Source organism: Pseudoxanthomonas japonensis (assembly GCF_010093445.1).
Lineage (GTDB): Bacteria > Pseudomonadota > Gammaproteobacteria > Xanthomonadales > Xanthomonadaceae > Pseudoxanthomonas_A > Pseudoxanthomonas_A japonensis.
Genome location: NZ_PDWW01000010.1, coordinates 37234 through 49683, shown reverse-complemented (window position 1 = coordinate 49683; position 12450 = coordinate 37234). Strand labels below are relative to the sequence as shown.

General features: G+C 69.1%; 13 protein-coding genes. 8 read left to right on the top strand and 5 right to left on the bottom strand.

Annotated features, from left to right (window positions below):
• The first annotated feature begins 72 nt into the window (after positions 1-72).
• Both CSC78_RS09075 and CSC78_RS09070 read left to right on the top strand, forming a co-directional pair.
• Positions 73-1032 carry an acetyl-CoA carboxylase carboxyltransferase subunit alpha gene (locus CSC78_RS09075; protein ID WP_162337596.1) on the top strand — a complete coding sequence of 320 codons (960 nt, stop codon included), beginning with the start codon at positions 73-75 and terminating at the stop codon, positions 1030-1032.
• A gap of 97 nt (positions 1033-1129) precedes the next feature.
• Complete coding sequence (locus CSC78_RS09070; protein WP_162337595.1) at positions 1130-1939, top strand: class I SAM-dependent methyltransferase; 810 nt, start codon at positions 1130-1132, stop codon at positions 1937-1939.
• Between the two features lie 22 nt (positions 1940-1961).
• Here the strand turns inward: CSC78_RS09070 and CSC78_RS09065 are convergent, their stop codons facing one another.
• The gene (locus tag CSC78_RS09065) at positions 1962-4781 is read right to left on the bottom strand and encodes a di-heme oxidoredictase family protein (protein WP_162337594.1); all 2820 of its coding nucleotides are present in this window, start codon (positions 4779-4781) and stop codon (positions 1962-1964) included.
• A gap of 243 nt (positions 4782-5024) precedes the next feature.
• On the opposite strand from CSC78_RS09065, the gene CSC78_RS09060 reads away from it, so the two are divergent.
• Positions 5025-5777: a tetratricopeptide repeat protein gene (locus CSC78_RS09060; RefSeq protein WP_162337593.1), complete on the top strand. Its 753-nt coding sequence runs from the start codon at positions 5025-5027 to the stop codon at positions 5775-5777.
• A 6-nt stretch (positions 5778-5783) separates the two neighbouring features.
• Here the strand turns inward: CSC78_RS09060 and lepB are convergent, their stop codons facing one another.
• Complete coding sequence (gene lepB, locus CSC78_RS09055; protein ID WP_162337592.1) at positions 5784-6335, bottom strand: signal peptidase I; 552 nt, start codon at positions 6333-6335, stop codon at positions 5784-5786.
• Positions 6336-6416: 81 nt separating this feature from the next.
• On the opposite strand from lepB, the gene CSC78_RS09050 reads away from it, so the two are divergent.
• The 4 genes from CSC78_RS09050 (at position 6417) to CSC78_RS09035 (ending at position 9297) form a co-directional block, all read left to right on the top strand.
• Positions 6417-6686: a hypothetical protein gene (locus tag CSC78_RS09050; RefSeq protein ID WP_162337591.1), complete on the top strand. Its 270-nt coding sequence runs from the start codon at positions 6417-6419 to the stop codon at positions 6684-6686.
• A 131-nt stretch (positions 6687-6817) separates the two neighbouring features.
• A complete protein-coding gene (tilS, locus tag CSC78_RS09045; protein WP_162337590.1) occupies positions 6818-8119 on the top strand; it encodes a tRNA lysidine(34) synthetase TilS in 1302 nt (433 codons plus the stop codon).
• Between the two features lie 49 nt (positions 8120-8168).
• Entirely contained in the window at positions 8169-8429 is a 261-nt protein-coding gene (locus tag CSC78_RS09040) for an exodeoxyribonuclease VII small subunit (RefSeq protein ID WP_162337589.1), read from the top strand.
• On the top strand, positions 8419-9297 hold the full coding sequence (locus tag CSC78_RS09035) for a polyprenyl synthetase family protein (RefSeq protein WP_162337588.1): 879 nt from the start codon (positions 8419-8421) through the stop codon (positions 9295-9297). The genes CSC78_RS09040 and CSC78_RS09035 overlap by 11 nt, the downstream gene beginning before the upstream one ends.
• A 57-nt stretch (positions 9298-9354) precedes the next feature.
• Here the strand turns inward: CSC78_RS09035 and CSC78_RS09030 are convergent, their stop codons facing one another.
• The 3 genes from CSC78_RS09030 to pmbA all read right to left on the bottom strand — a co-directional run bounded on the left by CSC78_RS09030 (position 9355) and on the right by pmbA (position 11734).
• Positions 9355-9717, bottom strand: a complete 363-nt coding sequence (locus CSC78_RS09030; RefSeq protein ID WP_162337587.1) for a DUF4870 domain-containing protein — start codon at positions 9715-9717, stop codon at positions 9355-9357.
• A gap of 163 nt (positions 9718-9880) precedes the next feature.
• Positions 9881-10258 carry a DUF4870 domain-containing protein gene (locus CSC78_RS09025; RefSeq protein ID WP_162337586.1) on the bottom strand — a complete coding sequence of 126 codons (378 nt, stop codon included), beginning with the start codon at positions 10256-10258 and terminating at the stop codon, positions 9881-9883.
• Positions 10259-10375: 117 nt separating this feature from the next.
• The gene (gene pmbA / locus CSC78_RS09020; RefSeq protein WP_162337585.1) at positions 10376-11734 is read right to left on the bottom strand and encodes a metalloprotease PmbA; all 1359 of its coding nucleotides are present in this window, start codon (positions 11732-11734) and stop codon (positions 10376-10378) included.
• A 99-nt stretch (positions 11735-11833) separates the two neighbouring features.
• On the opposite strand from pmbA, the gene yjgA reads away from it, so the two are divergent.
• Positions 11834-12388: a ribosome biogenesis factor YjgA gene (gene yjgA / locus CSC78_RS09015; protein WP_162337584.1), complete on the top strand. Its 555-nt coding sequence runs from the start codon at positions 11834-11836 to the stop codon at positions 12386-12388.
• Positions 12389-12450: the final 62 nt, after the last annotated feature.

Genomic DNA, 12450 nt, shown 5'->3' with positions numbered 1-12450 from the left:
CCCTACCCCCCCGTACGTGACCGCCGGACCGCTTCGGCTACACTTCCCCCCTTTCCGGCCCATGGCCCGCAGATGAATCCGAACTACCTCGATTTCGAACAACCCATCGCCGATCTGGAAGCCAAGATCCAGGATCTGCGCGCCGCCAGTACCGGCCCGGCGGTGAATGTCGATGCCGAGGTCCATGCGCTGCAGGACAAGCTGCGGGTGCGTACCGCGCAGATCTTCCGCGACCTGTCGCCCTGGCAGGTCTCGCAGCTGGCACGCCATCCGGCGCGGCCGTACACGCTGGACTACATCAAGGTCTTCTGCGACGAGTTCCAGGAACTGGCCGGCGACCGCGCCTTCGCCGACGACGCCGCCATCGTCGGCGGCCTGGGTCGCATCGACGGCCGCAGCGTGATGATCATCGGCCACCAGAAGGGCCGCGACACCAAGAGCAAGATCGCGCGCAACTTCGGCATGCCGCGCCCCGAGGGCTACCGCAAGGCGCTGCGGCTGATGAAGATGGCCGAGCGCTTCAAGCTGCCGCTGCTGACCTTCATCGACACGCCGGGCGCGTACCCGGGCGTGGGCGCGGAAGAGCGCGGCCAGTCCGAGGCCATCGCGCGCAACCTGATGGAAATGGCCGAACTGAAGATCCCGATCATCTGCACGGTGATCGGCGAAGGCGGCAGCGGTGGCGCGCTGGCGATCGGCGTGGGCGACCGTACGCTGATGCTGGAGTACGGCACCTACTCGGTGATCTCACCGGAAGGCTGCGCCTCGATCCTGTGGAAGGACGCCGCCAAGGCCAAGGATGCCGCCGAACAGCTCGGTCTGACCGCCAAGCGCCTGCACGGCCTTGGCCTGGTCGACAAGGTGGTGCGCGAACCCATCGGCGGCGCGCACCGCAACCCGCGCCAGATGGCCGTGCGCCTGAAGGCCGTGCTGCTCAACGAGCTGGATGCGCTGGACCAGTTACCGGTCGAGCAACTGCTGCAGAAGCGCTACGAGCGGCTGCGCGGCTACGGCGCGTACGAAGCCGCATGAAACAACCGCCCCGGGAAGCCGGGGCAGACGCACGCGCCACGGTACTCCATGGGGATGGAGTGCGGTGCCGGATGGCAAGAACCGCAGGGGGACGGGGATGAGCGAGTCGATCGACCGCATCAACAGGAAGACCATGACCAGCGCGTCGGTGGTCACCCACTATGCACGCCCCTGGGAACTGAGCCGCGCCGAACAGGCCACCTTCGACCGGGTGGCGGCCGAGACGAAGGACCAGCCCATCCTGGACCTGGGCGTGGGTGGCGGACGCACGGTGGAGGCCCTGCGCCGCATCAGCCACGACTACCTGGGCATCGACTACAGCCAGGGCATGGTGGACGCGTGCCGGCAGCGATTTCCGGAGGCCAGGTTCGAGCTTGCCGATGCGCGCGCGCTCGCCGATGTGGCCGACGCCTCGATCTTCCTGGCCGTCTTCAGCTGCAACGGCATCGGCATGGTGTCGCACGCCGACCGGCTGCTGATCCTGCGTGAAGTCCATCGCGTGCTGCGACCGGGCGGCTACTTCGTGTTCTCCACGCACAACCGCAACTCGCCGGAGTTCAAGCGCGGATTCCTGTTCCCGCCGTTCGACTGGTCGTTCAACCCGCTGCGCCTGGCCGTCCGCTCGCTGCGGTTCACCGGCGAAACCGTGCTGCGCTTCCGCAATCGTCGGCGGCACCATCCGCATGAGATCCACACCGAGGACTACTCGGTCATCAACGACGTCTGCCACCACTACAGCACCATGCTGTACTACCTGACGCTGGACAAGCAGCGCGAGCAACTGGTCGAGGCTGGTTTCGAGGCCGATGCCGAAGCCTACGACCTGGACGGTCGGCGCGTGCACGACGGCACGACCGACGATTCGATCGCCCTGATCGCGCGCAAGCCGACGCTTCGTCCAGGCTGAGGCGCGCCGGCGCGCGCCCCATTCAGAGCGACCTGAGGAAATCCACCAGCGCCCGCCGGTCTTCGGCGCTCATTGCTTCGAACCGCTGCTTCGCCGCGGTGCCCTGCCCACCGTGCCACAGCACCGCTTCTTCCAGCGTGGCCGCGCGACCGTCGTGCAGGTAGCGCACGCTCGGATCGATCGATGCGGCCAGGCCGAGGCCCCACAGCGGCGGCGTGCGCCATTCGCGTGCGGTGGCGCGGCCTTCGACGTAGGTGTCGGCCAGCTCCGGTCCCATGTCGTGCAGCAACAGGTCGGAGTACGGGCGGATGGTCTGGTAGCGCAGCTCGGCAAACCGGTGGTGGCCGGTCCGCAGTTCCGGCGTGTGGCAGGTGCTGCACCGTGCGGCCTCGAACAGCTGCGCACCGCGCTTGACGCGCAGCTGGCGCCCGCGTGCCTGCGCGTCCTGTTCCAGCGGGTTGTCGAAGTCGCGCCGCGGCGGCACGCCCAGCAGGCTCAGGTAGAGCGTGGTCTGGTGGATATCGGCGGCGGTGAGCTTCGCACTGCCGGTATCGACCTGCGCGCACGCCGTACCCTGGCTGCCACGCGCGCATTCCAGCGACGGCATCAGCGGCGAGGTGACGCCCATGTCGGTGTTGAACGCGAGCGAGGCCTGCTGCTCCAGTGTGGCGGCGGCCGCCTTCCAGCCGAAGCGGCCGACGCGGCTGGCCCCGGCATCGCGGGCATCGGCGACGATCTGCAGGCGCCCGGCCACGCCATCGGGATCGCCCTGTTGCGCCAGCGCCAGACGTTCCAGTTGCTGCTCGGGCACCGCTTCCAATAGACCCAATCCGATCAGCGACGGCGCCACGCGCACGGACAGTGCGGTCGGCAGCGCCAGCGGCTGGCCAGCACGATCGCGTAGTGCGTAGTTCGGACGGCGCAACGTGTAGCCGGTGCCATCCGCGTAGCGACCCGGCAGTTCGGTATAGCCGGTCAACACCAGCTCGGCTTCGCGTCCGTCGAGGTTCGCGCCGGCTTCGCGGTAGGTGCCCTGCTGCAGGCGCAGGCCGAAGCGCGCGTCCGGCGCCTGCGTTCCTGCGCCCGCCACACCGATGAACACGCCCAACCGGTTCAGCGGCGCGCCGACCACGGGCGAACTGCGGCCGTTGCCGGTGTGGCAGTCCACGCAGCGCGTCTGCGAGAAGCGCGGTGCCGCCTTCCCGGCATGCGCAGTGAAGACGGTGTTGCTCTCCTCCGAGTGCCGGCCGCTGGCGAAGGAGGTGTGGATCAACCGGCGCCCTTCCGCCCACGGCTGCATGTTGTAGCCGGCGATGTTGTGCGAGGCCTGCTGCAGCATGCGGAACGGCTCGCTGGAGGTGTCCTCGTGCAGGGTCATCCACGGACCGGCGGACAGCGCTTCGGCGGGCATCGCCAGCGAGTCCAGCGGACGCTGCACGCCATAGCCCGGCCCACGGAACCACGACACGATGCCGTGCGATCCCGCGCGGTAGACCAGCGCTTCGGCGTAGTAGTTGAAGCGGCCGATGAGGTCCGGATTGCCGGCCAGGAAGATGCCCAGCTCGAATTCCACCAGATCGCCCTTGCGCAGCGGCCGGTGTGCTTCGTTGGCGGCGGTGCGGATCTCCTTCACCAGCACGAAGGCGTTGCCGGGCGCGCCGGCCGGTGGCGTGTAATTGCTGTTGGGGTCCTGGCCCAGCTGCGCGTAGTTGGCGATCGGCGTCTGCGTGGCCACACCGCCGGGCAGCAGCTTCATGCCGCCGTTGTCGGCGTACAACGCGACCGAGGTCGGCTCCAGCGGATCCTCGCTGCGCCGGCCGATGTAACCGTGGCGGAAGTTGGTGCCGTACCAGTAGTGCTGCGGCTTCACCACTACGGTGAGGATGCGCTGCTCGCCGGAGGTGCCGGGCACGGCATCGTCGTAGATCAGGATCTCGTGCGTGCGCCGTTCGAAGTAATGCGGCGGGAACACCTGGTAGCTGTCGTCGACGATGGGCTCGCGCGCATGGCGGTCGCGCACGCGGCCACCGACGTGGGTCACCAGCGTGCCGTCGTCCTGCGTGTACTGGATCGGCGCGGCATCGTCGGGCCACAGCAGCGGCTGGTAGGTGGCCGACGGCGGCACCGGAGGCGGTGGCGGCAGCAGCGGCTGCGAGCCGTTCTGCCGCACCGGTTGCGGCTCGCCCGCACCCAGGTGGAACTGCTGCGCCGGCACCGCGGCGCAGGCGATCTGCTCGACCGCGGCCCCTGCTGCCGTCGCCGCACCGACGATGCCCAGGCACTTGCCGCTGTTGACGTTGACGATGCGGTAGCGGTCACTGGTGTCGATGCGCTGCAGGCGGAAGCGCTGCGCTCCGCTGCCGTTGTCGTCCCACTGCTGCACGATCACGTGGTCGGCAGCGGAGCCGGCCGGGATGTCGGCCGACTTCTGCGTGGCCAGGTTGCGCAGGCGGTACTGTCCGGTCGCGGTTTCGGCGATGTCGAAGAACTGCCGGTGCAGCGTGGCGTCGCAGGCCGACTGCACCAGCGGCGTGCCGTTGCTGGCGCTGCCGTCGCGGACCTCGATGCACCGGCCGCTCAACGCGCTGGCAATGCGATAGCGGCCCGGCGGCACGGGATCGACGTTGATGTTCTGCGGTGGTGGCGCCTGCGGTTCGGCGGCCGCAGCGATCGCCGTCGCGCCGGCGTCCATCTGCGCGGACGCGGACACGGGACGCGCGCGACTCCAGAACGGCGCATTGCCCGACTCGTCGGCCGGCGCGGAGCAGGCCGCCAGCGATATCACGGCCAGCAAGGACAACACCGGCGCGCGGAAGCGCCGGACGAACGCGGGGGAATACATCGGGTACCGACTCCGTGGGGACGCGTGGGGAACGCCGGCAGCACGCCCGCTTCTTTCCCCGAAGCGGACCATGCGCCATCCGATGGCAGGACGTGGCATCGTCGCAGAGCGGTCGACCATGCGGCTGTGACCGGCGCCGCACAACGCAGCGCGGCGCACGCGCATACCGACCTCGCCCCGCGCTGGCGCCGGTCACGCGGATGACGGATGCTTGGCCCTCCTCCGCCGGCACACCACTCCCGCATGAGCCCACTCCTGTTGCTGACCTACGCCGTGCAGATCGCCTGCTGCGTGCACGTGGTGCGTACCGGACGTCCGCTGTACTGGGTCTTCATCCTGCTGGTGTTCCCGTTCCTCTCGGCAATCGTCTACTTCATCGCCGAGGTCCTGCCGGAACTGCGCAACAGTCCGTCGGCGCGCCGTACGGTGCGCAACATGCGCAACCGGATCGACCCCGACCGTGATCGCCGCGATGCCGCCAAACTGCTGAAGGCGGCCGATACGCCCGAGAATCGCCGACGCCTGGCCGAGGAGAGCCTGCGCAGCGGCGACTACGCGCACGCGTCGGAGCTCTACGATCAGGCATTGAAGGGGCTGTATGCGACCGATCCCGACCTGATGCTGGGACTGGCGAAAGCGCAATTCGGTCTGGGCGAATCGGCGAAGGCACGCGCCACGCTGGACGCGCTGATCGCCGCGAACCCCGGTTTCCGCTCCGCCGATGGCCACCTGCTGTACGCACGCGCGGTCGAGGACACTGCCGACGCGGCAGCCGCCCTGCACGAATACGAAGCCGTGGTGCAGGGCTACCCGGGTGAGGAAGCACGCGCCCGCTACGGCCTGCTGTTGAAGCGCCAGGGCGAGCATGCCCGCGCGCGCCGCGTGTTCCAGGAAATCCTCGACCGCTCCGACGCCGCGCCGCGCTACTACCAGCGCGAGCAGCGCGACTGGATCGAGGTGGCCAAGCGGGAGCTGGCTACGTTGCCGCAGGACTAGGCCGGGTCAGAACAACCGGGCGACGACCTTGCCGGTGATGTCCTCGCGCTTCGTCATCGGCTGGAAGCGGCTGTCCATGCTGTTGTCGCGGTTGTCGCCCATCATGAAGTAGTGCCCTGCCGGCACACGGGTCGGTGGGAAGTTCAGCGAATGATCCATGCTGACGTTCCCGGCGGCGACATACGGCTCATCCAGCGCGACGCCGTCGATATGCACCCTGCCATCGACGATGCCCAGCGTTTCGCCCGGCAGGCCGACGATGCGCTGCAACCACACCTGGCCTTCGTGCTCGGGCACGAACAGCGTGACCACGTCGCCGCGCCGCGGTGCATGCTTCGTGTAATAGCCCGCACGGGTCAGCAGGACCTGCTCCGGCACGATGCCCGGCAGCATGCTGGACGAGGGCACGCGGTACAGGCCATGTCCCAGGATGCGCTGGCGTGGGTCCAGCGAACGCGCGCCGAACGGATTGAAGGCGTACATCGCCAGCGAAGCGGCAGGAATGAGGACGATCGACGCCATGAGAAGGCGGACGATGGAGCGACGTAGGCGGGACATGTTTCATCTTGACAGCCATGAGGTGACGGCCAGCGTGCCGCAGATCCGCCTGTTCCGCACCTTTCCTGCCAGGACATTCCCTTGATCGCAATCAACGCGGATGCGGCGGAACGGCGCGATCCTGCCGTCGCGGCCTGCTCCGCCGCGATGCCGGGAGACGACATGAACCTGCTTTCGCTGCCCTGGTGGTGCCTGCCGGCGGCCCTGTTCGTCCTGTCCCTTGCCGCCGTGATGGGGGTGAACCGGTGGCGCTTCCACCGCAACGGCGCCAGCCAGCACTTGGTGCTCGGGATGTTCGTATCGGCCTGCTGGATAGCCGCCGTTGTCGTGATCCTGCAGCGCGTGCAGTAGGCGGTCGCCTGCGCGGCGCGATCGCCGCTGTCGCGTCAACGACAGCGTCATCCCGTGCCGGCACAGACGCCGTCCATGCCGTGTTGCCCTGACCGGCTGCATATCGGCGCGCCCGCCGCTAGCATGCGCGCATGCCTCATCCCGATGCCCCGTCGCTCGTCCTTCCGCCGCCGCCCGCGGCAGGACGCGTGTGGGTGGCCTTCAGCGGCGGTCTGGATTCGACGGTGCTGCTGCACCGGCTGGCACAAGACCCGGCCGTGCGCAGACAGGGACTTCACGCGATCCACGTGCACCACGGACTGCAACCGGATGCCGAGGCCTGGGCCGCGCATTGCGAAGCGCAGTGTTTGTCGCTGGAGGTGCCGCTGCAGGTGCACCGCATGCGCGTGGACATGGCGGCCGGCGATGGCGTGGAAGCCGCCGCACGGCGCGCACGCCATGCGGCCTTCAAGGAGGCCATGCAGGCGGGCGACATCATCGCGCTCGCCCATCACCGCGACGACCAGGCGGAGACGTTCCTTCTGCGCGCACTGCGAGCGTCCGGTCCCGAGGGCCTGGCCGCCATGCGCCCGTGTCGTGCCTTCGGCACCGGGTGGCTTTGGCGCCCGTTGCTGGACACGCCACGCTCCACACTGGAGTCGTACGCGCGTGCAGCGTCGCTGTCGTGGATCGAGGATCCCAGCAACGCGGGCACCGCCTTCGACCGCAATTTCCTGCGCCACGAGGTGCTGCCGCTGTTGCGGGCACGCTGGCCGCACGCGGATGCCGCCTTGGCACGCAGCGCCGCGCTGAATGCGGACGCGGCCGGGTTGCTCGCACGACAGGATCGCGACCTGCTCGCCCGCGCGGCCACCGCCGATCCTGCCGCCTTGCAGGTCGAGGCCTTGCGCGATGCGGGCGCCGCCGCGCGTGCACGTGCGCTGCGACACTGGATCGATGGTCTGTCACTGCCTCCGCTGCCTGCCGAAGGGGTGGTCCGGATCGACGCACACCTCCTCGACGCGCGGGCGGACGCACACGCCGAGTTCGCCTGGCATGGCGCGGTCGTGCGGCGCTGGCGAGGCCTGCTGCATGCCGAGCGCCGGCGCCCGGCGCTGCCGGCCGACTGGCAGGTCGATTGGGACGGCGCGGCGCCGCTCGCGCTCCCCGATGGCGGCATCGTCAGCCTGGAGGATCAGGGCGCGCCATTCGACGTGCCCCTGCGTCTGACGGCGCGGCGCGGCGGCGAGCGGATCGCCCTACCCGGCCGCGCGCACCGGCATGCGTTGAAGGACGTGTTGCAGTCGCTTGGCATTCCGCCATGGGAGCGACGCCAGCTGCCCCTGCTGTGGCGGGGCGACGCGCTGTGGGCCGCCGGCGACCTGGTCCTGTCGGCCGACTGCGATGCCTGGCTGCGCACGGCCGGCCGCCGCCTGACGTGGCGGCGCGGCTGAAACAGGTGCCGGGTTTGACCTTGCCGCGGACGATCCCCACACTTGCCGCATGGCAAAGAAGACCCCCGCCGACGCCTCGCCCGTCGCCCATTTCGAACAGTCGCTGGACGAACTCGAGCAACTGGTCGAGAAGATGGAACACGGCGACCTGACCCTGGAAGCTTCGCTGGCCGCCTACGAGCGCGGCGTGGGCCTGTACCGGCAATGCCAGGCGGCCCTCGAACAGGCCGAACTGCGCGTGCGCCTGCTCACCGACCCCGGGCAGCCCGAGAGCGGCGAACCCTTCGCTCCCGCGCCCGATGGCCGCTGATCCCCGCTTCGCCACCTGGGCGAACGCGCTGGAAGACCACCTGGACCAGGCCCTGCCACCCGCAGGGGCGGCGCCGCAGCGCCTGCATGCCGCCATGCGCCATGCCGTGCTCGGCGGCGGCAAGCGCATGCGCGCCCTGCTGGTCTACGCCAGCGGCACGCTGCTGCAGGCGGACGAAACCGCACTGCATGCGCCCGCCATCGCGGTCGAGCTGATCCACGCCTATTCGCTGGTACACGACGACCTGCCGGCGATGGACGACGACGACCTGCGCCGCGGCAAACCCACCGTGCACATCGCCTTCGATGAAGCCACCGCCATCCTGGCCGGCGACGCGCTGCAGACGCTCGCGTTCGAACGGTTGGCCACGGCCGATGCCACCGCGACGCTGCGCGTGGACTGGCTGGCGACGCTGGCGCAGGCGTCGGGCGCGGCCGGCATGTGCGGCGGTCAGGCCCTCGACATCGACGCCACCGGGTCGCAGCAGTCGCTGGACGACCTGCAGCGGATGCATGCGCTGAAGACCGGCGCGCTGATCCGGGCCGCAGTGCGCATGGGCGCGCTCGCCGGCGGCGCCGATGCGGCCACACTGACGCGGCTGGACGGCTTTGCGGACGCGCTGGGACTGGCGTTCCAGGTACGCGACGACATCCTCGACATCGAGGCGAGCTCCGCGCAACTCGGCAAGACGGCCGGCAAGGACGTGGCGCAGGCCAAGTCGACCTACCCCGCCCTGCTCGGCATGGACGGCGCAAAGGCGAAGCTCGCGGAGCTCGACGCCCTCATGCGCCAGGCCCTGGCGCCCTACGATGGCCGCGCCGACGCACTGCGTGCGCTCGGCGACCTCGCCATCCACCGCATGCATTGAACGAAGCCATGAAAAAGCCCGGCGTTGCCGGGCTTTCTCGTTGCGCGCGGTGAGCGCTTACTTGACCAGTCGCAGTGCGAAGGGGAAACGGAAGGCGGTTCCGCCGTTGGCCTTGATGGCCGCGATGATCGACAGGATGAAGCCGGCCAGGGCCAGCACCATATAGAGCAGCGTGCCCACGATCGCCAGCTTGGGCGAGACCATGGCCAGCACGAACACGACCACCCACAGCGCGATGAAGGCCAGCGTCAGCGAGATGGCCCAGTTGAGCGCTTCGGTGGTCTGGTCCTTCGCGAACGCACCCTTGTCCTTGAATACCGCCCAGCCGATCACTGCGCCGATGATGCCGAGGAAAGCCGTGAGCAGATAGGTGATCAGGGCCGCGGTGCGTTCTTCCGGTGAAACGTTCGAGTGGGACATGCAGGTTCCTTGTTGAGTCGGACAGACAGCGGGACCCGTCGCGGCGCCGGTAACGGCAGGGCCGCGCCTGGTCCGCCGGATTCTAGGTGCCCGTCCTCCGCTTGACACCTAACAATAAAAAAGCCCGGCATGGCCGGGCTTTCCTGCAGCGCGTCGCGATCGCTTACTTGATCAGGCGCAGGGCGAACGGATAGCGGTACGACTCGCCGTTGTTGGCCTTGATGCCCGCGATGATGCACAGCACGAGGTTGGCGATGCCGACCAGCGGCATCAGCAGCAGACCGATCAGCACGAAGGCCAGGATCCAGGAGATGACGATCGCGATGAACACCGTGATCTGGAAGTTCAGCGCTTCCTTGGACTGGTCGACGACGAAGCCCTTCGACGCATCGTCCTTGCTGACCAGCCAGATGATCAGCGCGCCGATCGGCCCGGTGATGATGCCCAGCAGGTGCCCCAGCAGCGCCATGGTGCGCTGGTCCTGCGGCGCATCGCCGGCAGCCGGCGGCGGCGGTGCGGTGACGTTGTCGAATTCGCTCATCGTGTGGATCCCCGGAAAGTGGTGTGGTGGGCGGTCGAGTACGGCATTCCCCCGCCGTACTCCGCACGCCAAGCATAACGGGTAATGGGGTTGCCGTCGGCCAGACGGCCGTCGCGACTACTCGCCCGCGACCGTCATCCGACCGACCAGGATCGATCCGACGCCCACGTGCGAACGGCGGTCCACGTCGCTGCCCACCGCCTCGATGCCGGCGAAGATGGCCTTGAGGTTGCCAGCGACAGTGATGCCGTCCACCGGGTAGGCCAGTACGCCGTCCTCCACCCAGAAGCCGGCCGCGCCGCGCGAGTAGTCGCCGGTCACGCCGTTCACGCCCTGCCCCATCAGCTCCGTAACCAGCAGGCCGGTGCGCATGCCACCCAGCAGCGCATCGAAACCGCCCGCGTTCGCCTTCACCTGCAGGTTGTACACGCCCCCGGCATTGCCGGTGGTCTGCAATCCCAGCTTGCGCGCGGAATAACTGCCCAGCACATAACGCTCCAGCACGCCGTCGCGGACGAGGTGCGAGCGCTTCGTCGCCACGCCCTCGGCATCGAAGGCCGACGAGCGCAGCCCGTGCGGCAGCAGCGGCAGTTCCTCGATGGCGAACCAGTCCGGGAAGATCCTCTGGCCCACGTGGTCGAGCAGGAAGCTGGCCTTCCGGTACAGCGCGCCACCGGAGACCGCACCGAGCAGGTGGCCGACCAGCGAACGCGCGACCTCCGCGGAGAACAGCACCGGATACTCGCCGGTGGCCAGCGAGCGTGGCTGCAGGCGCGACAGCGTGCGTTCGGCGGCCTTGCGACCGATAGCGGCCGGGTCGTCCAGTTCGCGGTGCGACAGCGCGGTGCTGTACCAGCCGTCGCGCTGCATGCCGTCGCCCTGCCCGGCGATCAGCGCGCACCCGATCGTGTGCTGGGTGTCGCGCTCGCGGCCGATGAAACCATGGGAGTTGGCATACACCGACAGGCTCTCGCCGCTGCCGACGGAGGCGCCATCGGAATTCGCGATGCGCGCATCGGCATCGCGCCCGGCCGCTTCGCACGCAAGCGCGAGGTCCACGGCGTGGTCGATCTCGAGCGCCCACGGATGCCAGACATCCAGGTCGGGAAACGCGCGCGCCATCAAGGCGGCATCGGCGAGGCCCGACGCGTCGTCGTCCTCGGTATAGCGCGCGATGGCACAGGCCTGCGCCACGGTGGCTTCCAGGCTCTCCTCGCGCAGGTCGGCGGTGCTGGCGCTGCCCTTGCGCTGGCCGAAGTACACGGTCACGCCGATGCCGCGGTCGCGGGTCGACTCCACCGTCTCCACGTCGCCGAGGCGGACGTTGACGTTGAGGCCGGTCTCCTCGCTGCAGCTCACCTCGGCCTGGGTGGCGCCATGCGCCCGCGCACGCTCCAGCAGGCGCTGCGACAGCGCCTCCAGGCGTTCGAGCCGCGCGAGGCTGTCATCGGGGGAAGTCAGGGCAGTGGCGTTCAATGCTTTATCCTTGTGTCCTGTGATCCGCGCCCAAGCGCCGGATCGGTATTCGATTCAGGCTGCCGCACGTGGCTGCGGCAGCGAAAGAGAGGCTTCACCATGCGCGGACGCGACCCCGAAACCGGCGAATTCTTCAGTCCCAGCCGTACCCAGCAGCGGGGCGAGGCGCTGGAGATCCGCAGCCTGGCCGAGAAGCTGGTCGCGCTGCCGGCCGCGCAGCTGGCGCGCCTGCCGATTCCCGAAGACCTGATGCCGCACATCGTGGAAACGCAGCGCATCACGTCGCACATCGCGCACAAGCGCCAGTTGCAGTTCCTCGCCAAGCAGATGCGGCGCGAAGAGGACGAGGTGCTGGAAGCGATCCGCGATGCGATGGACGAAGGCGGCGAAGCGGCGCGCCGCGAGACCGCCCTGCTGCACCAGGCCGAACAGTGGCGCGACCGCCTGCTGGCCGATGGCGACCAGGCGCTGGCGGACCTGCTGGACGCGTTCCCGACGGCCGACCGGCAGAAGCTGCGCCAGCTGGTACGCAACGCCACCGACGAAAAAGCGAAGAACAAACCGCCGCGTGCCTTCCGCGAACTGTTCCGCGAAGTGCGCGATGTACTGTCCGCGGCCGACGTGCGGGACACCGACGGCGACGAAACCGAGTAGCCCCTCTCCCCTCGGGAGAGGGGTTGGGGAGAGGGTCCGGCGAAGTCCATGCGGCGCAGGCG